The organism is Agrobacterium salinitolerans (assembly GCF_002008225.1).
Lineage (GTDB): Bacteria > Pseudomonadota > Alphaproteobacteria > Rhizobiales > Rhizobiaceae > Agrobacterium > Agrobacterium salinitolerans.
On record NZ_MRDH01000005.1, the window covers coordinates 68,284 to 86,475 of the forward strand.

19 protein-coding genes are annotated in these 18,192 nt (G+C 55.8%); 8 read left to right on the plus strand and 11 right to left on the minus strand.

What is annotated here, in order from left to right:
• Window positions 1-110: 110 nt before the first annotated feature.
• The 11 genes from BS627_RS03085 to BS627_RS03140 all read right to left on the minus strand — a co-directional run bounded on the left by BS627_RS03085 (window position 111) and on the right by BS627_RS03140 (window position 9,712).
• On the minus strand, window positions 111-1,139 hold the full coding sequence (locus BS627_RS03085; protein ID WP_077981990.1) for a GlxA family transcriptional regulator: 1,029 nt from the start codon (window positions 1,137-1,139) through the stop codon (window positions 111-113).
• 292 nt (window positions 1,140-1,431) lie between these two features.
• A complete protein-coding gene (locus BS627_RS03095) occupies window positions 1,432-2,151 on the minus strand; it encodes a CbtA family protein (protein ID WP_077981832.1) in 720 nt (239 codons plus the stop codon).
• 11 nt (window positions 2,152-2,162) lie between these two features.
• A complete protein-coding gene (locus tag BS627_RS03100) occupies window positions 2,163-2,348 on the minus strand; it encodes a CbtB domain-containing protein (protein ID WP_077981833.1) in 186 nt (61 codons plus the stop codon).
• Between the two features lie 37 nt (window positions 2,349-2,385).
• The gene (locus BS627_RS03105; protein WP_077981834.1) at window positions 2,386-2,712 is read right to left on the minus strand and encodes a nitrile hydratase accessory protein; all 327 of its coding nucleotides are present in this window, start codon (window positions 2,710-2,712) and stop codon (window positions 2,386-2,388) included.
• Between the two features lie 7 nt (window positions 2,713-2,719).
• Window positions 2,720-3,337, minus strand: a complete 618-nt coding sequence (nthA, locus tag BS627_RS03110) for a nitrile hydratase subunit alpha (protein WP_022557409.1) — start codon at window positions 3,335-3,337, stop codon at window positions 2,720-2,722.
• 15 nt (window positions 3,338-3,352) lie between these two features.
• Window positions 3,353-4,096 carry a nitrile hydratase subunit beta gene (gene nthB, locus BS627_RS03115; protein ID WP_077981835.1) on the minus strand — a complete coding sequence of 248 codons (744 nt, stop codon included), beginning with the start codon at window positions 4,094-4,096 and terminating at the stop codon, window positions 3,353-3,355.
• Window positions 4,097-4,123: 27 nt separating this feature from the next.
• Complete coding sequence (locus tag BS627_RS03120; protein ID WP_077981836.1) at window positions 4,124-4,624, minus strand: DUF1097 domain-containing protein; 501 nt, start codon at window positions 4,622-4,624, stop codon at window positions 4,124-4,126.
• Window positions 4,625-4,658: 34 nt separating this feature from the next.
• The gene (locus BS627_RS03125) at window positions 4,659-5,633 is read right to left on the minus strand and encodes a CobW family GTP-binding protein (protein ID WP_077981837.1); all 975 of its coding nucleotides are present in this window, start codon (window positions 5,631-5,633) and stop codon (window positions 4,659-4,661) included.
• A gap of 895 nt (window positions 5,634-6,528) precedes the next feature.
• Window positions 6,529-7,467 (minus strand): aldo/keto reductase, encoded by a 939-nt coding sequence (locus tag BS627_RS03130; protein WP_245306966.1) that lies wholly within the window; start codon window positions 7,465-7,467, stop codon window positions 6,529-6,531.
• Between the two features lie 84 nt (window positions 7,468-7,551).
• Complete coding sequence (locus tag BS627_RS03135) at window positions 7,552-9,237, minus strand: FAD-dependent oxidoreductase (RefSeq protein WP_077981839.1); 1,686 nt, start codon at window positions 9,235-9,237, stop codon at window positions 7,552-7,554.
• 55 nt (window positions 9,238-9,292) lie between these two features.
• Window positions 9,293-9,712 (minus strand): MarR family winged helix-turn-helix transcriptional regulator, encoded by a 420-nt coding sequence (locus BS627_RS03140; RefSeq protein ID WP_077981840.1) that lies wholly within the window; start codon window positions 9,710-9,712, stop codon window positions 9,293-9,295.
• A gap of 346 nt (window positions 9,713-10,058) precedes the next feature.
• Here BS627_RS03140 and BS627_RS03145 point away from each other — a divergent pair, with 346 nt between their 5' ends.
• The 8 genes from BS627_RS03145 (at window position 10,059) to purU (ending at window position 18,191) form a co-directional block, all read left to right on the plus strand.
• The gene (locus BS627_RS03145; RefSeq protein ID WP_022557401.1) at window positions 10,059-11,474 is read left to right on the plus strand and encodes an aminomethyltransferase family protein; all 1,416 of its coding nucleotides are present in this window, start codon (window positions 10,059-10,061) and stop codon (window positions 11,472-11,474) included.
• 137 nt (window positions 11,475-11,611) lie between these two features.
• Window positions 11,612-12,478, plus strand: a complete 867-nt coding sequence (locus BS627_RS03150) for a methylenetetrahydrofolate reductase (RefSeq protein ID WP_077981841.1) — start codon at window positions 11,612-11,614, stop codon at window positions 12,476-12,478.
• Between the two features lie 187 nt (window positions 12,479-12,665).
• Window positions 12,666-13,835 (plus strand): ABC transporter substrate-binding protein, encoded by a 1,170-nt coding sequence (locus BS627_RS03155; RefSeq protein ID WP_077981842.1) that lies wholly within the window; start codon window positions 12,666-12,668, stop codon window positions 13,833-13,835.
• Window positions 13,836-13,901: 66 nt separating this feature from the next.
• Window positions 13,902-14,765, plus strand: coding sequence for a branched-chain amino acid ABC transporter permease (locus BS627_RS03160; protein WP_077981843.1), 864 nt, complete (start codon window positions 13,902-13,904; stop codon window positions 14,763-14,765).
• Window positions 14,762-15,751, plus strand: a complete 990-nt coding sequence (locus tag BS627_RS03165) for a branched-chain amino acid ABC transporter permease (RefSeq protein WP_077981844.1) — start codon at window positions 14,762-14,764, stop codon at window positions 15,749-15,751. The genes BS627_RS03160 and BS627_RS03165 overlap by 4 nt, the downstream gene beginning before the upstream one ends.
• The gene (locus BS627_RS03170) at window positions 15,748-16,497 is read left to right on the plus strand and encodes an ABC transporter ATP-binding protein (protein ID WP_077981845.1); all 750 of its coding nucleotides are present in this window, start codon (window positions 15,748-15,750) and stop codon (window positions 16,495-16,497) included. The genes BS627_RS03165 and BS627_RS03170 overlap by 4 nt, the downstream gene beginning before the upstream one ends.
• On the plus strand, window positions 16,490-17,194 hold the full coding sequence (locus tag BS627_RS03175) for an ABC transporter ATP-binding protein (RefSeq protein ID WP_077981846.1): 705 nt from the start codon (window positions 16,490-16,492) through the stop codon (window positions 17,192-17,194). The genes BS627_RS03170 and BS627_RS03175 overlap by 8 nt, the downstream gene beginning before the upstream one ends.
• A gap of 112 nt (window positions 17,195-17,306) precedes the next feature.
• Window positions 17,307-18,191: a formyltetrahydrofolate deformylase gene (gene purU, locus BS627_RS03180; RefSeq protein ID WP_077981847.1), complete on the plus strand. Its 885-nt coding sequence runs from the start codon at window positions 17,307-17,309 to the stop codon at window positions 18,189-18,191.
• Window position 18,192: the final 1 nt, after the last annotated feature.

Here is an 18,192-nt window from a genome sequence, read left to right on the forward strand (position 1 = left end):
AACGCCCGAAACTGTTCAGACTAACCGAGCCAGCTCTCGTCTCACCAAATTGCCGCTCCTATCAAAAAAAGCTTAGGCGTGTGCGTTATGAAGCATGCTTGCTGCCAAACTTAACGCCCGCGGGGATTGTAAGGTTGATCCTGAGCTTCACGTATAGCTGTCTTAAAAGGTAAGTTGGAGGGATTCGATGGTCCACTTTGAAAGCGCGCTCGATATTCATTGGGACTGACACCGATTGTCTTTGCGAAGGCGCGCCGCATCGCGTTGAGATCAGTGAATCCGCTCGCGATTGCTATTCGCTGGAGCGGCTGGAGCGTGTCCTCAAGTAGCCGCCTTGCTGCATCCGTTCGCGCTGCCTGAACGAAATCGGCTGGGGTGATGCCTATTTCCTTGCGAAAAACGCGGGCGAAGTTCCGCAAACTCATCCCGCTGCGGTCAGCGAGTTCCTCGACACTGAGGTCCGCGGAAAGGTTGGCTAGCACATACTCCTGAACACGCTGAATCACTGTCGTCTCGGACATTTGGCCAACAAGATGGGCACTAAACTGCGACTGTCCACCAGGACGCTTGAGGAACACAACCATGTAACGCGCAACGATCATCGCAATATCGCGGCCATGGTCCTCTTCAACAAGTGAAAGCGCTAGATCGATGCCGGATGTCACCCCTGCAGCGGTGATGAGCGTACCGTCCCGAATGTATATGGAGTCGGGAGCGAGGTCGATATCTGGAAAATCCCTAGAAAATTTCGACGCGCATTCCCAATGTGTCGTCACTTTCTTCCCGTCCAAAAGGCCCGCGGCGGCGAGGAGAAACACACCCGTACATATCGATCCGAACCGCTTAACCGTTGGCACCCGGCGCTGGAGCCATGCGATCACGGCGGGATCTATTTCCAGAAACGACGGATCCCCGGCGACGAGCAGAGTGTCGATGGGCTCGTCGTCGTCCAAGATAGTTCGGTCGGCCAGGAAGCGGAGCTGCCCTGTTCCAGAAACAGACGGCGCTCCCGTAGATATGATCTGAACGTCATAGGCGTTCATGTCGCCAAGCCTGCGCGCCGCCTCCCAAAAAACTTCTGCTGGCCCGACAATGTCAAGTGACTGAACCCCAGGTGGGGCAAGTATAGCTACGCGCATCGTCCGCTCCTTTGCAACAAAATAGCTCATGCAAGTTGCGAGCCAGTCCCGGAAGATATCTGCTGCTTGATATGCCTGCTGGTTAGATGGAAAGAAAGCCGCCCCTTCATCAGGAGCGTCTCGGCCGCAGCGAGAAACGACCAACTTTTTTCCCTGAAGAAGCGCAGGCAGTCATCCTGGACCGGAGATTTTCCAAGGAGTGTGCGGAAGGAGAGCCTATGCACGAAGCATCGGCTTCCTTCGGGGGTAGCAAAAAGCAAGACATCTAGGTCGGCGCGCCATTCCAGGGTGATCAACGCGCTTCCAAGCGGTTGAAGACCGCTGCGCCCAGGGAGCCGATCATCGACCACAGCACCAGGCTGGTGATGACAGCAGCCACAATGAACTTCCTCTCGAGCGCCTCAGGTGCCAGGGCATGCGCCCCTTCCGGAGCGATGGGCGCGCCAACCAGATGCGGAGCCGCGAAGATTGCAAGCGCAACGACCAGTGCCCATGGTTTTCGTTTGAACACGACCAGGGCGATCGACACCGCCGTGCAGAGTGCAGTCGCGACCCACCACAGCTGCCTCTCGTTGAGCGGTGCAGACAGCGCACCGGGAAGTTCCGGCGGCAGTCCGAGCATCGGAGCCAGCATCACACAGGCAAATGCCGCGACGCCCCACGCGAGACCGTCGCGCCACGTGACGGGCTTGCCACGCATCGCGATCAGCGAAATGATTACGAGCGCGTATCCGACGGCGGTCAGAATATTGGCAGCGAGCGTGAAGGTGGTTCGCTCGATTCCATCGGCGGGTTCCCAGCCACCTTCTTCGTGTGCGGAAGCGTGGTGGGCCGAGGCGACTTCGCCGGATTCATCCGCTTCCGAATGGTGATGGCCTTCGCCAGCCTTCTCATAGACCTCGGCCTGAGCAATCAGACGGCTTGTGCCTACGAACTGCACCGCCGTGATCGCAGCGCCAGCCACGGCACCGGCGAACACCGATGCGAAGACGATTGAACGGAAGAGAGACATTGCCCTCTCCTTCAGTGGCACGGAAACGCGTTGGCGTGACGCGTGTCGTGGGCCGCATTGTGCACGACCTCGAGATGCGAAAAACCGACAAAGCCGACGATCACAAGCCCGATGAAGGCAGCGAATGCAGACTGAAGAATACGAGACGACGTGCCCGAAAGCAGGGCAATGGATCCCAAGACGGATGAAGTGGTCATTTGAGTTGCCTTTCAGTGATTGTCTGGTTGTGCTAGATCAGGCCGCGAGCGCTGCCATAATCTCTTCTGCATCCACGACGCCCGCCTTCACGATGGCCTTTTCCAAGGCCGAAAGGAACTGGTCGTAGTAGTTCCAACTCGAGCGGTCGACCGGGTGGTCTCTTTCCCAGGCACCGATCGCTGCGATTAGTTGGTCACGGAACTCGTCCCACTCGAAGAACCCGTTCTTTGCGAGGGCAAGCGCCATCCCGAAGGACTTCCGCTCCCACTCCGAGCCGAAGCAGAGTGTTCCGTTTGCACGGGGAGGGCTGTCTGACTGCCCCATCATCTCGGTGACAGCGAAATGCTCAAACTGCGTCAGCATGCGCACCTCACGCGGCCTTCGCGACAGCAACGCCCATCATTGCCTCGGGCGTGACAAGCGCTTCCAGTTCCGCTTCTGTGAGGCCTTCCGTGCCTTCCGGACGTTCTGGGATCACGAACCAGCGGATTTGGGCACTCGAGTCCCAAACCTTGATCTCTACATCGCTTGGGACTGGAAGACCGAATTCGTTGAGAACGGCACGGGGTTCGCGCGCAGCGCGGCTCCGGAATGTCGGATCCTTGTACCAGTAGGGAGGCAGACCGAGGACCGGCCAGGGATAGCAAGAGCAGAGCGTGCAGATGATCAGGTTGTGAATACCAGGGCCATTGGCGACCGCCCGCATGTGCTCACCTTCCGCGCCCGCCATTCCATCCGGCAGATCAAGCTCGGCGATCGCGCGAGGCGTGTCGGCGACGAGCCTTTCCTTGAAAGCGGGATCCAACCACGCGCGTGCTACGATCTTCGCGCCATTGAAGGGTCCCATTTTCGTTTCGAAGAACTCGAGAACGGTATCGACCGTCCTGTCGGTAATGATTCCTTTTTTGATGAGGAGCGCTTCGAGGGCGCGGACGCGAGCGGCGCTATATGCCTCACGATCTTCGCGATACTGAAATCTATCGGTCATTGATGTTCTCCGGATTCAGGCGGCCTTGACAGCTACCGCCGCTTCGGGTGCTTCGATGTAGTGGGAGTAGAGGTCGGCGTAGATCGTGAAATTTGGCTCCGCGTTTCCTGGCCAGAGGTGGTCTGGGTCGAAACGCACGCAGTAGACGGGCATAGGGGCGCCGATGCCGTCTCCCCCGGTGTCACAGAGGTATGTGAAAGCGCCATCATAAACAGTCTCAATGGTGCCGCTCTTGCCCCTCAGGAAGCCTGGGAGGCGGGTGTGCTCGACGCTCGGAACGTTGCGGATCAAGACTTCGTCGCCGACTTCGAAGGCAAAATTCACCGTGACGTCACGCTTCGGGCTGTCGCCCTCGACCAAATATTGCACGACCCGGTCGTCGATAGCCTTTTCCCCGGCACTTGGCAGCGCCATCGACGGATCGCGGTAATATTGCTCAGTCAGTTGGTCGAGTTCCTCGGCGGTGATATAGCCGTTCTCGATGAAGTAGCCAGAGATCCCGCCAAGCCATTTCTCGTAGTAGCGGAACTTGAAGTAGTCGAAGGGATTAAGAGACTCAGCTCCCTTGCGCAGATCGGCCCAGGTCCAGATGGTCGAGAACACGGATGGTGTCGCGGGGAGGGGCAGTTGCGAGGAGAGTGCCATCATCGCCGTGTGGATGCCGAAAATCCTCGTTTCCCATGTCTCGACAAAGACACGCGTTTCGGTGCTGACAGGGCCAAGCCCTTCCAGACCCCCAAGATAATGCTGAAGCTTCATTACAGTCGTCCTCTGTTGAATTTGGCGTCAGGCCGTTGCCGTCTTCTTGGCGGCTAAGATGTTGGTGCCGATCTCGGACACGAGGCCGAAGAGGCCCCCGAGCAGCATCGCCGCCATCGCGACCAGCGTCGGATGGTTCAGGCCGGAAGTCGTGACCGTGGTACCTGTCGCGGCCGTAGTTCCCACAAATGACGCGAAGCCAAAGACGATCGCGGGCGGGAAGTTCAGGATTGGCATCGCAGACACCAGGATCATCGTTGAGGTTCCGGCGCCAACGAGGATTGCGGCGAACAGGGGATGGGCGGGTGCAAAGCCGATGAGCAGCAGCGTAATGGAGGCGATGATGATGCCAGCCCAGTTCGACACCACGGACTTTACGAGGCCCCGCTGCCCGCCACCACAGGCGAAGAACGAAGCCCAGGCGATGAAGGTGACCCACACGGGAACAGGAAAGACGGTAGCGGTCACGTAGGTGTCAACAGCACCTAAGACACCCAGGCTGATCATCGATGCGACAAGTGGGGGCATGGAATTCTCCTTTTCAATAGAGGGAGTGATCTGGTCACGAAGCAAGCGCGCGTGGCGCTGCCAAGCATGCCTCAAAGCCGGAGCGGAGCGCGGCCTCATTCAGATGCCGTCCGATGAAGACGAGTTCACTTTTCCGGACATCCGTCGCCTTCCAAGGCTTCCCTGGCCGTCCTTCCAGTGTCATGTGGACGCCGTGAAACACGTATCGGCGGGCCTCATTCGCAAAGCTCAGGACGCCCTTCATTCGGAAGAGGTCGGCACCAATCTCCTGCACGAGACGGTTCAGCCACGCATTGAAGAGCGCAGGATCGAGCAGACCCTCATCAACGATTGCGACGCATCCGACCGCATCATCATGCTCGTGATCGTGCTCTTCGAGGATGTTGGGGTCGATCGCCAATATATTGTTGAGGTTGAAAGCGTCGATGCCAAGCACCTCGAGTGGGTCGATACTGCAGTCCTTCGTCTGGACGATCTTCGCCAGCGGGTTAAGAGCGCGAACACGTTGCTCTATCGCTGACAGACCTTCACCATCGACGAGATCGGACTTGTTTAAAAGCAGCAGGTCGGCAAACGCAATTTGTTCGACCGCCTCGTCCTGCGAAAGCTGATGTGGAAGGTGCAAGGCATCGACAACGGTGACGATTGCGTCGATCTTTAGCCGGGCCTTCAATTCCTCCTCAAGCACGAAACTCTGAATGACCGGGGCGGGGTCCGCCAGACCAGAAGTTTCGATGACGATCCGATCGAGCGGGCCGGCTGTCGACACGAGACGAGTGAGCGCAGTTATTAGGTCGGAACGAACAGTACAACAGATGCAACCATTGTTAAGTTCGACCACCTCATCCTTCGTTTCAACGACAAGTTGGCCGTCAATACCGACCTCTCCGTATTCATTTACGACGATCGCTAGTCGCTGTCCCTCTGCCCCCAGAACGATCCTGTTCAGGAGCGTTGTCTTTCCGGCACCGAGGAAGCCAGTGATAATGGTGACTGGGATCTTTTCCATACTAGTTGTTCTCCGAGAACAGAGTGCGCATGTCTTGACAGCCGCAATCAAACGCCCTGGAGTGGCTCCGAAATACCGCCGGTGCTTCATGTGTGGTGTCGTGATAAAAATGATTACAGATGCATTGCGCCTTCCTTGCAAGGAGACCGATGTCTCACTAACGGACAAAGAAGAAGCAGATTCGGACAAAAATCAGCCTATTTTGCCGAATGAATAAGCATTAGATAGAATGATTACTATTTAGGCGTTTTCCGCCTATTTTCGCAGCACCAAATCTGAGATGGAAGCCGCCCAACCCGGGGATAAAAAGTTAAGTGGGCCCGCTGTCGGCTCAAGGACAGACTTCACCGCCTCCCTGCTTTTGTGGTTCAGCCGCCTCCCTGATCATCGAACGGCGCAATCGTACCGTCGAGCGCCTTATCGACTTTTGAGTATCAGTCTCGATAGACTTCGGGCACTTCGTTTGCCAGTCTGCTACCCTGAGATCGTAGCAAGCGTGGCGTGCGCCATTCGGGGACCCATCGGCGGTCGAGGGGACTGCTCACAGAATTCTGCAGACTGTTGCAATTAACATTGGTCGTTTTTCAGCTTGCTGAAAACACCGAGGAATAAAAAGCGGTTGCACGGGGACAACTCAACTACCAAGTCACATATGCATTGCAGTATGATAGAACATTTTTTCGAGAATTCTCAGGAAGGATATTGTGGAAGTTTTGTCTTACTTGAAGCTCACGTGCCGGGCGCCTACTGCGACCCAGTCAAAAACCCACAACGAAAACGCCGGCCTCTAGCGCACCGTCGAACGCCACAGCATTGGCAAACTCACGGCAAGGCATAGACTTCTTGAGGGAGATGACCCGTCGCCTGCTGCTCGTCACGGTACGAGGGCTTGGCCTCACATCTCGCGCTCCCAGACGCCGCGGGTATTTACATTTGCCGCGTCGGCAAGCGTTTCCAGTTCTGCGATCTCCTCACTGGTTAGGACGATGCCTTTTGCCCTCACCAGACCATCAATGTGGTGGGACTTGGTGATGCCGACGATCGGTGTCGTCCCCTTGGCGATGGCCCACGCTATTGCGACATCAGATGCCGTTGCGCCGTGGCTTTGGCCGATCGCAGCGAGCTTTTCAGTCAGGTCCCGCAACTGCGCCAGCATGCCATTGTAAATCTTCGCGCGGATGCTGCCGTGGGGAAGAGGATTCTCCGGACTGTACTTGCCGGTGAGGGCCCCCTGTTCAAGCACCATATAGGCGAAGAAAGAAATGCCGTGATCGTGGCAGTAGTCTAAAATGCCAGCTTGTTCAGAGCTACGGTAGAGAAGACTATAATGGTTCTGGATTCCCTCGACCCGGTATCCGGCTTCGGCGAGGATCTCGTCGGCCATCTTAATTTCCCTTAGGTTGTGGTTTGAAACTCCGACATGCTTGACCTTGCCACTTTTCAGCAATGGAATGAGGTCAGGAGTCCATCGCGGCACATCGGCTGCATTGTGAATCCAGTAGAGGTCGATGTAGTCTGTGCCCAAGTTTTTCAGACTTTGCTCGAGCATTTCCGCCATCTGGTTGAGGCCGGCTCCGGCGATCCGCGGATTGAACTTGGTGGAAATCTGGTAGTCGCGGCGGCTGTACTTCTTCAGAACGCCCCCCAGCGTAGTCTCCGAACGGCCCATGCCGTATATAATGGCGGTGTCCCACAGAGTTAGCCCCACCGAATGCGCCTTGTCTGCCGCCTCTGCAAGACCCGCCTGGGTGAGGCTGGAACCGAAGTAGCCATTTCCACTTTCTCCACTATCACCCCATGCCCAAGTCCCTAATGCGACTGGAGGCGTAATCAAATTGCTCAGTTAATTTCTCCTCCATAAGGATGAAGCTAGCATGCAGTGCCGCAGGCGCGATCACTATTTGGCGGGAATTGACTCTTAGCTTAATCCGACGCGATTATCCTCGCGTCCCCGTCGAGCCAAGACTGTTTCGATAACCGCCACCGCGTCACAATCATCATCCCCACGCCAAGCCACAATCTGATCCGGACGAATGAGCACAAGTGGGGCCCGATAAAGCTCGATCAACTGATCTTGATCCAGGTCCAAAACAGCAATCTCCATTCCTAGCGCCCGAGCCGCCGATATCAGTTCTGCGCCGCTTGACGATGAGTGACACAGTCTCAAAAGCGTCCATTCAAAACCGAAATGGTCGTAGAGCGATGTGTGCATATCCAACCAAACGTGAGGAGCCCTTCCGCCAGGCGCGGCATTGGGTATATAGACATCTGGAAGATCGGGTCCGGTGTTAGGCTGCTCAGAAAAAATTATCGGCGAATGGTCGTAACGGACACCGAACGTGACGCCAGGTATGTTGAACTCGGATTTCCCGTGAGCCTCGAGGTACGCACCAGCTTCGCGGCGCAAATTAGCCCCGACATCTGAATCAGCCTCAATATCCGGATTCGGCAGATAGTTTCCAATCGACTCAGCGAATGCTTTGGCAAAGCCTGTATTCCTAACCGCTGCCGGACGCCGCTCCAACTCATAGGTGTTGAGAAGAGATGGTGGTGCGATGCCTTTCACTACGGCCGCAAGTTTCCAGCCCAGATTGACTGCGTCATCTACAGCGGTATTGTAACCAAGCCCGCCAGCAGGCGTGAAAAGATGAACTGCGTCGCCGCCGAGCAGAATTCGGCCCACCTGAAACTTTTCTGCGACAAGCGCGAAACCTGCTGTCCAAGTGCCGCGCGACAAGATTTCGGCCTCAACGGGATAACCGACCACCGACCGGAAAATGTCCAATGCCTCTTCGTCGGAAATATCCTCTTCGCTTTCGCCTTCTTTCAACTGTGTGTGGAAAGCGAACTCCCCCCTGCCATCGACCGCGGCCATGAAGGCTCGACGTTCGGAATTGAATGCTACGTTCATCCATGCGGGGGCGAACGGGACCACATCGTAGAACTGCGGGCACCGAAGATAGAGCGCAAACATTTTCCCCCCAAAGAAATCCCTGACGGCACCCCCGTCGCCTCGATATCGGATACCAAGAGTGCGCCTCACGAAGCTCTTCGCTCCATCGCCCCCGATGAGATACTTTGCGGTTATGAGGCGGGAATTATCAGTGCCGACTTGCGTTGCGGCCACGGTAACTTTCTCGCCCACGTCTTCAAACCGCGTAAGTCGCCAGCCATAGTTGACCGAAACAACTGGCAAAGATTCTGCGTGTTCACGCAGAACACGCTCGACGTATTTCTGGGAGACGCGGTGGGGTAATTCGGCAGCGCTCCATGGGCCGGTCATCGTCGAGATCTTCTCGCGCGCTTCTTTGGCCGAAGGGAGGCGAAATCGAGCTAGCTCGTGGCCAGCATACCGTGTGAAGTAGGCGATATCTGTTGGAAAATCCTCGGGCATGCCGAGCGACCGGATCTCATCGGCAATACCGAGCCGCCGGAAATGCTCCATGGTTCTCGCCTGAGTGGCGTTGGCCTGAGGGTTGAAAGCCGTCGAGGCCTTTTCGTCAAAGAGGATCGCAGAAACCCCTCGTCGTCCAAGTTCAAGAGCCAATACCAGTCCGAACGGACCGCCACCAGCGATCACGACGTCGAAAACTTCATGAGCCACAGTAAGACCTCCCAAATCTAATGGGAGTAGAAATAGTAAGGAAACCAGACCAATGTCAATCGTTTTGAGCGGCCTCTTTTTGCGTTTGCGCCTCTACATACTTCCCTAGAGCCTCCACTATAAAATCCACCAGTGCTGACCCCAGCTGGTCACGCATTTCTTTTTCTGCAACATCGAGACTGTGGTGGAATGCCTCGAGCCAGACGAGGCCCTTCTCTGTAAAACATACCAGTTTGGCTCGGCCGTCATTGGGATCGCGCCGCTTTTCGATCAACCCCGTCCGCTCCACTTGCTCGACCAACTCGCTCATCGACTGCTTCGTTAGAGACGCCCGACGAGCGAGTTCCGTCAGCCTCGTTCCGTCTTCATCGAGGTTTCGGGTCAAGTTGATATGGGCTGCAGTCAGTTCGTCGTGTCCTTTGACCTTCAGATTTTCGATAATTTTGTTCTCAAAAATCCGCACCGCTTCATTCATCCGGCGGCCAATGTTATTCCTTCGCCATACATTTCGAAAAATCATCCTGTGTCACCCCGCGTAGTATCATTTAAACGAGTAAGCCCGACGCAACTATTTTTCCAGTCCGTTTCTTAAATTGATTGACAGAAGCCAATCAAGCTCGATATGGTCAGGTTACCGTACTAACTTGAGGTGTCGAAGGAGGAGTGGTGCGGCGGTCAGGTCGTGGCATCGATAGTTGTGCAATTTGCCGGTGCGTGAACGCATCATTTTCATATTGCTTCGAGCCAGCCTGTTCCAAAGTCACCTCATCAAGGCGCGACAAGTTGCTTGGCGAAGCGGATCACAGGGAGGATGCTCGAAAATGGTGAAGGCAAACGGCGGACGGTCACTACAGACGCTTGTCGATGAGAAACCCAATCTCGTTGAATATTTTCATAATGATACTCTTGCTCCTCATTACCGCGCCAGGACTGGTCTGACGGCAGCATTCATCCCGCCTGAGTTCAGCAATTGGCGAGATGAGCAACGCGCGTGGCGTGAATCCGCCATTCTATTCGACCAGTCGCACCATATGCCTGAACTGATGCTTCGTGGTCCTGACGCCTTTCGATTGCTCGAGAAGCTCGGCATCAACAGCCTGTCAAACTTCACGATCGACCGAGCGAAACAGTTTGTCGCGTGCACGCCTCGTGGCCATGTCATTGGCGATTGCGTCGTCTACAGACTTGGCGAGGATCAATTCGAACTCATCAGTGGCATGCCAGTCCTGAACTGGGTGCAGTATAACGCGGAGTCCGGCGGTTACGACGTTACCATCGAACGGGATGATCCCACACCTTATAATCCGACTGGCAGACGCTGGTTCTATCGTTTCCAGTTAGAGGGTCCAAATGCTGGCCATATCTTTCACGAAGCGGTCGAGGGGGGTGCCCCGGAAATTGCATTCTTCAGAACCGCGAAGGTAAAGATCGACGGATGCGAGGTCCTCGTGCTGCGTCACGGGATGGCAGGCCATCTTGGCGCCGAGCTTTCGGGTCCGTATGAAGACATGGAAAAGGTGCGCGCCGCTTTTCTCCGGGTCGGGAAGAAGCACGGTCTCAAGCAGGGTGGCACGAAGACCTATTTCAGCACGATCTTCGAATTCGGCTGGATGCCATATCCCCTCCCGGGAATCTACACAGGCGAAGAGCTGCGCGACTTTCGCGAGTGGCTATCTGGCAATGGCTGGGAAGCCAACGCTCAGCTCGGTGGAAGCTTTGTCTCGGACAATATCGAGGATTACTATGTAACACCATGGGATCTGGGTTACGGCCATATTCTGAAGTTCGACCATGAGTTCATTGGACGTCAGGCATTGGAAGCGCTGCCAGCGGAGAAGCGGCGTCAGAAGGTGACGCTGGTCTGGAACCATGAAGACGTTGCAGCGATCTTCGCTTCAGCGCTCGGCGACGGGCCTCGATACAAGGCTATCGATCTGCCTGTCGCCTACTATGGCTGGCCGCAGTTTGATGAAGTTCGAGCCCTGAATGGTACGCTTGTCGGCCACTCATGTCATTGTGGCTACAGCAACAACGAAGGCGAGATGCTGTCGCTTGCTATGCTCAACCCTGAGGCCGCGACCCCTGGAACTGAGGTAACGGTCACATGGGGTGAGCCCGGCGGAGGATCGCGCAAACCGCATGTCGAACGGCACCAGCAGTTCAAGGTCAGAGCGGTCGTCGCGCCTGTGCCCTACGCAAGTTCTGTCCAGAAGATGAAGCGGGCTGCGATCAGCTGATCATCGCTCGTTGTTTGCCGGCGCGGGGACGCCGCTACCGTTCAGGTGGCAGGTCAATCGTGACCTGCGCCTCCGGAATATTTGCATTTCCGAAGCAAGCAGAAGTCGCCGGCGCGCGCAGGCGGGAGGATATCCTTATGGGCATACCAAATGCAGTAGATCCAGCTAACCAGGGCGACGTGCTCCGTGGCTTCTCCGTTGAAGTGACGACGAAGGATACCTCCCTATTGGCTGGATTGTCGGATGCCATCCCGAAGGGCACGATTGTTTCGGTTCCTTTTCTCTCGACCGAAAGCGATGCTGATCGCATCACGGCAGCAAGGATGACCCGACGGGCCGGATATGAGCCTATGCCTCACATTGCGGCCCGCCGCCTGAGCTCAGAGGCCGAACTCTCGTCGATGCTGTCCGACCTCGTCAACGAAGCGCAGGTAAGCCGACTGCTCATTCTTGCCGGCGATGCCGACCCTCCCAAGGGCCCGTTCAAGGATACCGCGACGATTTTGCGAAGCGGTATCCTTGAACATTACGGGATCAGGCATGTTTCAATAGCCGGACACCCGGAAGGGCATCCCATCCAGAGCGGCGCAATGTTGAACGCGGCCCTGCTAGAAAAACGGCAGATTCTGAAAGAAGCGGGCATAGAGTGGTCCATCTTCACCCAGTTTGCCTTCACCTCGGAAAAGGTGCTTTCATGGACTGCCGAACTTCGCCGTTCGGGTATTACGGCTCCGATCCATATCGGGATACCAGGCCCGGCAAGTGTAAAAACTCTTTTGAAGTTTGCAGCCGTTTGCGGTGTTTCCGCTTCCACGGCAGTCCTCAAGAAATATGGATTATCGATTACCCAGTTGCTGTCGAGCGCGGGGCCTGACGTGCTGGTGGGCGAGTACGCTGCTGCCTTGGGTCATAGCGCATACGGCGACGTCCGCCTGCACTTCTATCCATTTGGGGGGATACGCAAAACTATCAACTGGTTGGAAGACTATCGTAGCCGCGACTGATTAACTTGGCCTTATATCGTCAGGAATACGGACGATATTATTAGAGAGAAGATCGATAAATGGCCGTATAAGCTACGGAGATGTTGAAAATCTTGACATATTAGTACGGCATCCGTACCAATATAATTGGAGGAAGCGGCGCTTCAGCGCCAAGCGTGCCGGACGTTTTCCGGCTGGGAGGAGTAACATGAAGACAACAAGACTCAGGCTGTGTCTCGTCGCATCCACGACATTTTTCATGGCGGGCACATTTGCGTACGCCGACACTATCAAGGTCGGCGTTATCGCTACATTCTCTGGCCCCAACGCTATCTGGGGCAAGCAGTTTCGTGAGGCGATTGATGTCTACGTCGCGCAGCACGGGGACGAGGTTGCCGGTCACAAAATCCAGTTCATCTACAAGGACGTTGGCGGACCCAATGCAGACGCAAGCAAGGCAGCAGCCCAGGAACTCCTTGTTCGTGACGGGGTGAAGTATCTTGCCGGCTTCGACTTTACGCCAAATGCGGTCGCGGTCGCTCCGCTGACTAAACAGGCCAAGGTGCCAGCGGTGATTTTCAATGCTGCGACGTCATCGATCAACAAGCAGTCGGAGTTCTTTCTTCGCACGAGCTTCACCTTGACGCAGTTGGCACAACCGGCAGCGCAATGGGCGGCGACGAATGGTTCCAAAAAAGCGGTAACCGCCGTTTCCGACTATAATCCTGGAATTGACGCGGAAACTGCCTTCTCGGCATCTTTTGAGAAAAACGGCGGAGCGGTTCTCGAAAAGATCCGTATGCCCATGCAGACTAATGACTTCGCACCGTTCATGCAGCGTATCAAAAACTCCGGTGCCGATACGGTGTTTGCTTTCCTGCCGGTAGGGCCGGCAACATTCGCATTTACTAAAGCCTATAATGAAAATGGTCTCAAAGCCGCAGGGATTTCGTTCCTCGGCGGTGGAGAGACGGACGAGACCACACTGGATGCGCTGGGAGATCAGGCTATAGGCTTGGTGACAGCATACCATTACTCGGATGTCCACGATTCCCCGCTCAATAAGAGCTTTGTCAATAAGCTACAGGAATTACATCCGGGTTCCCGTGCCAACATGGCATCGGTCGGCGCATATGACGGCGCAGAGCTGATTTACCGGATGATCAAGATCGCCGGTTCTGATGGAGCAAAAGCCATCGAGGCGGCGAAGGGCATGGAGTGGGAGAGCCCACGTGGGCCGGTGAAGATCGATCCGGCCTCGCGAACGGTGGTGCAGAACGTCTATCTCCGACGCGTGGAAAGAGGCGCAAACGGCAAACTGGTCAATACGGAGTTCGCGACAATTCCGAACGTGCCCGACCTTGGCTTCAATCCCTGATCTCGATGAGCGTGGTGGAAAATTTCCGCCACGCAATGTCTGACCTCCTAAATTTCAGGTTCGAGAATGTCTCTCATTCTAAGTATCGCCGTCGATGGCGTCGCCTACGGAATGATACTGTTCATGATTTCCGTCGGACTTTCAATCACGATGGGGCTCATGCGCATTATCAACCTTGCGCACGGCGGTTTTGCCCTGCTTGGTGGCGCAGCCGTCCATTTGCTCGCCACCCGTTTGGACGTTGCGTTCGTTCCGGCTCTTTTGGTCGCCGTTCTCGCAGTTGTTTTACTCTCCGTGCTTCTCGAGAAGCTGCTTTATCGCCAAATCTATGGCTTCAATGAGTTGCGTCAGGTGTTGGCGACCATTGGTATCGTCTTCATCATGATCGCGACGGTTAATCTATTTCTGGGATCGACGATCCTGCCTCTTGGTGTCCCGGCGATTTTCACGACATCGGTTGATCTCGGATTCAGAACACTGCCATTCCACCGGCTCGTCGTCATCGCTTCCGGCTTGTGTGTGCTGGGGGGTCTCTGGCTGCTGATGGAAAAAACGAAGTTCGGCATCTATTTGCGTGCAGCTGTGGACAACAGAAATGCAGCCGCCTCGCTCGGCATCAACACGCCACTCGTCTACCTTGTGGCATTTGCCATCGGCGCCGGTCTCGCTGCGGTCGGAGGCATACTGGGTGCGGAATTGCTCCCGATCGAAGCCTATTATCCACTGCGCTACATGGTACTTTTCCTAATCGTCGTATCTGTCGGTGGACTTGGTAGCATTTCCGGATCTTTCCTTGCTTCGATTGGCCTCGGGATCCTCGATACGGCTGGCCGCTACCTTCTGCCGGGCATTGGAACCATCTTCTTTTTCGTCGCGATCGCATTGCTACTCGCGCTTAGGCCAAACGGCTTGATGGGGAAGGCGCAATGACGAACCACGCTCTCCCGAAAATGCCGAGGCGGATGCTAGCCGCTGTGGGCCTCCTCACCCCTTCCATCTGTTTTCTGGTCGCTGCGACACTCGCCTTTTTGTTATTTCCATACGACCTTTCCTTTCTGACCCGTATCGTCATCATGATGATCTTCGTCGTGTCATTTGACCTGGTCCTTGGGCAGGCCGGTATAGCAACGCTCGGTCACGCCGCGATGTATGGCTGCGGCGCTTACGCGGCTGGACTGTTCGCTCTCCACCTCTCGCCCGATCCGCTGCTTGGACTCCTTGTCGGCGCCGTGGCCGGTGGCATGATGGCTTGGATTTCCGGGCTTGTCTTGCTGCGCACGCATGGAATGACCCTGCTGATGATTTCGATTGCCGTGACCATGGTTCTTCAGGAGGTCGCATCCCAAGGTCGATGGCTGACGGGCGGCGCAGACGGTTTAGCGGGCATTACAGCTGGACCATTGCTGGGCTTGTTCGAATTCGATTTCGTTGGACAGGTGGCTTTCATTTACAGCGTGTCCGTTCTTGCCGGCGTTTTGTTGCTTTGCCAGGTTTTGATCGGCTCTCCTTTTGGGCTCGCTCTACGAGGGATTGAAGGCAGCGCAAGCCGGATGCGAGCAATCGGTACGCCGGTCTATCGACGAAAGGTGACGGTCTATGTGATCGCCGGCGCAATTGCCGGAATTGCCGGCGCGCTTGCGGCCCAAGTGACAGGTCTGGTCGGCATCGAAGTGTTCAATTTTTCGTTGTCCGCCGATGTGATGGTGATGCTGATCTTAGGGGGAGCCGGGCGGCTTTATGGCGCGCTGATCGGAACATGCCTGTTCATGGTGATCCATCACGTCGCGTCAAGTATAGATCCCTTCAATTGGCTCTTCGTCATAGGCTCTATGCTTCTTTTCGTCGTGTTCGGGCTGCCGAAAGGGCTCGTTTCGTTGCCAGATCGCGTCACGCGAATTTTGAGGAGGGCAAGATGAGCGCTGGACTGGTTATTGCCGGGCTTTGCAAAAACTTCGGAGGCCTTCAGGTTGCGCGGGATCTGACGCTCACTTTGCCGCAGGGCTCGCGCGCCGCCTTGATCGGGCCGAACGGTGCGGGCAAGACGACATTTGCAAATCTCCTCACCGGCGTTCTGAAACCTACGTCGGGCAGGATCATGCTGAACGGTGAAGACATTGCCTCACTGAATGAAGCTGCTCGGGTGAAGGCAGGTATCGCAAAAACATTCCAGATAACCAACCTTTTCCGCGATTTGAGCGTACGTGAGAACCTGCGGCTGCCGATGCTAGAGCGGGAAGGGTGCACACATCATATCTTTCGCCGGGCGGACGGGTGGCTGACTATCGAGGCTGAAATTGACCGTTTGCTGCAGGATCTCGACATCCAGTCATTGGCCGACAAGGAGGTACGCGATCTGGCATATGGGCAGCAGAGGCTGGTGGAACTGGCACTGACGCTTGCAGTGAAACCAAAGGTGCTCATACTCGATGAGCCGGCAGCAGGCGTCCCCTCCACCGAGAGCCATCTGATCGTGGAGGCCATCAAGCGGCTTCCGCCGGACCTTTCTGTTCTCATCATCGAACATGACATGCAACTCGTTTTCGAGGTTGCAGACCGCATCATCGTCCTGGTGAATGGAGCAATCCTGATGGAAGGCAAGCCAGGCGAGGTGGTCACGGACGATCGGGTTCGGCAACTCTATTTGGGAGCGGGTCATGTCTGATAACCTTTTCGAGATGGATGGAGTGGTCGCTGGATACGGTGACACACATATCGTCCGCAATGTTTCGCTCAGCATTCCGAGAGGCGAGCGGCTTGCTATTGTCGGACGAAACGGCGTTGGTAAAACCACCCTGCTTTCCACCATCATGGGTCAGACGCGGCAACACGCGGGAAGCATCAGACTTAATGGCTCAGCTATCGACACACTTACCTCGCATCAGCGGGCAAGACTGGGGATTGGCATCGTGCCACAAACTCGGGACATATTCGGATCGTTGACAGTTGAGGAGAACCTGGTTGCTGGACTTCGGAATGGGTCAACCGTCGAAGAGGCTTTCGATCTGTTTCCCCGGTTAAAGGAGCGTCGATCGAACGGCGGACGTCAATTGTCCGGAGGCGAACAGCAGATGCTGTCGATAGCCCGCACCCTGCTTGGGAAACCCGAAATCATCTTGCTAGATGAGCCGCTTGAGGGCCTGGCACCGGTTATATGTGAAATGCTAATGGAGGTTTTTCAAAAACTGGCTGAGCACGGCCAGACGATCGTGCTGGTGGAGCAACATATCGGCTTGGCGCTCAACTTCGCAGAACGCGTCATTGCGCTCGACCAGGGCAAGATCGTGTTGGAGGAACGAGCTGCGACACTGGCCCTCAATCGCACGGAACTCGACCGATACATTGGACTCTCCGCTAGGTAACCCGAAACAGGGATTGTTGACGTATGGCCAATTTGAGCTGTTCAGGAAGCCGGAACGCCCTCTGCGAACGCGCGAGACCCTTCTAAGAGGCTACAACAAACACGAGGTTGTAATGAAGAACTACGTCTTGACGGTTTCCTGCGATACGACACGCGGCATTGTGGCTGCCCTTTCGGGCTACTTGGCAGAGAAGGGCTGCAACATTGTCGATAGCTCACAGTTCGATGATTTCGATACAGGTCGCTTTTTCATGCGCATTTCTTTCATTTCGGAAGAAGACGTTAGTCGGGAGGCACTGCTGGAAGGTCTCCAGCCGGTTGCCGAAAGGTTTTCGATGCAGGCTGAAATGCACGATGCCAAAAAGCGCATGAAGGTGCTGCTGATGGTCTCCCGTTTCGGCCATTGCCTCAACGATCTACTTTATCGCTGGAAGATCGGCGCATTGCCGATCGACATCGTCGGCGTCGTCTCCAACCATTTCGATTACCAGAAGGTGGTCGTCAACCACGATATCCCCTTCCACCACATCAAGGTTACGAAGGAAAACAAGCCGCAAGCGGAAGCCCAGCTTCTCGATCTCGTCGATCAGACAGGCACCGAACTCATCGTGCTCGCCCGCTACATGCAGGTGCTTTCCGATTCTATGTGCCGCAAAATGTCGGGCAAGATCATCAATATCCACCACTCCTTCCTGCCGAGCTTCAAGGGCGCGAACCCTTACAAGCAGGCCTATGAGCGTGGCGTGAAGCTGATCGGCGCGACGGCCCATTACGTGACTGCCGATCTGGACGAAGGCCCAATTATCGAGCAGGATACAGCGCGCATCACTCACGCTCAGAGCGCCGACGACTATGTGTCGATCGGCCGCGACGTGGAGAGCCAAGTTCTCGCCCGCGCCATCCACGCCCATATCCATCACCGGACCTTCATCAACGGCAACCGTACCGTCGTCTTCCCGCCAAGCCCGGGCTCCTACGCATCTGAGCGGATGGGATAAA

What these genes read in the sequence shown, in the direction of transcription:
- BS627_RS03120 (WP_077981836.1), bottom strand. Translation starts at nt 4,624, where the DNA reads ATGCCCCCACTTGTCGCATCGATGATCAGCCTGGGTGTCTTAGGTGCT.
- BS627_RS03100 (WP_077981833.1), bottom strand. Translation starts at nt 2,348, where the DNA reads ATGACCACTTCATCCGTCTTGGGATCCATTGCCCTGCTTTCGGGCACG.
- BS627_RS03105 (WP_077981834.1), bottom strand. Translation starts at nt 2,712, where the DNA reads ATGCTGACGCAGTTTGAGCATTTCGCTGTCACCGAGATGATGGGGCAG.
- nthA (WP_022557409.1), bottom strand. Translation starts at nt 3,337, where the DNA reads ATGACCGATAGATTTCAGTATCGCGAAGATCGTGAGGCATATAGCGCC.
- BS627_RS03125 (WP_077981837.1), bottom strand. Translation starts at nt 5,633, where the DNA reads ATGGAAAAGATCCCAGTCACCATTATCACTGGCTTCCTCGGTGCCGGA.
- BS627_RS03175 (WP_077981846.1), top strand. Translation starts at nt 16,490, where the DNA reads ATGTCTGATAACCTTTTCGAGATGGATGGAGTGGTCGCTGGATACGGT.
- BS627_RS03085 (WP_077981990.1), bottom strand. Translation starts at nt 1,139, where the DNA reads ATGCGCGTAGCTATACTTGCCCCACCTGGGGTTCAGTCACTTGACATT.
- BS627_RS03095 (WP_077981832.1), bottom strand. Translation starts at nt 2,151, where the DNA reads ATGTCTCTCTTCCGTTCAATCGTCTTCGCATCGGTGTTCGCCGGTGCC.
- BS627_RS03150 (WP_077981841.1), top strand. Translation starts at nt 11,612, where the DNA reads ATGGGCATACCAAATGCAGTAGATCCAGCTAACCAGGGCGACGTGCTC.
- nthB (WP_077981835.1), bottom strand. Translation starts at nt 4,096, where the DNA reads ATGAAGCTTCAGCATTATCTTGGGGGTCTGGAAGGGCTTGGCCCTGTC.
- BS627_RS03140 (WP_077981840.1), bottom strand. Translation starts at nt 9,712, where the DNA reads ATGAATGAAGCGGTGCGGATTTTTGAGAACAAAATTATCGAAAATCTG.
- purU (WP_077981847.1), top strand. Translation starts at nt 17,307, where the DNA reads ATGAAGAACTACGTCTTGACGGTTTCCTGCGATACGACACGCGGCATT.
- BS627_RS03145 (WP_022557401.1), top strand. Translation starts at nt 10,059, where the DNA reads ATGGTGAAGGCAAACGGCGGACGGTCACTACAGACGCTTGTCGATGAG.
- BS627_RS03165 (WP_077981844.1), top strand. Translation starts at nt 14,762, where the DNA reads ATGACGAACCACGCTCTCCCGAAAATGCCGAGGCGGATGCTAGCCGCT.
- BS627_RS03170 (WP_077981845.1), top strand. Translation starts at nt 15,748, where the DNA reads ATGAGCGCTGGACTGGTTATTGCCGGGCTTTGCAAAAACTTCGGAGGC.
- BS627_RS03155 (WP_077981842.1), top strand. Translation starts at nt 12,666, where the DNA reads ATGAAGACAACAAGACTCAGGCTGTGTCTCGTCGCATCCACGACATTT.
- BS627_RS03160 (WP_077981843.1), top strand. Translation starts at nt 13,902, where the DNA reads ATGTCTCTCATTCTAAGTATCGCCGTCGATGGCGTCGCCTACGGAATG.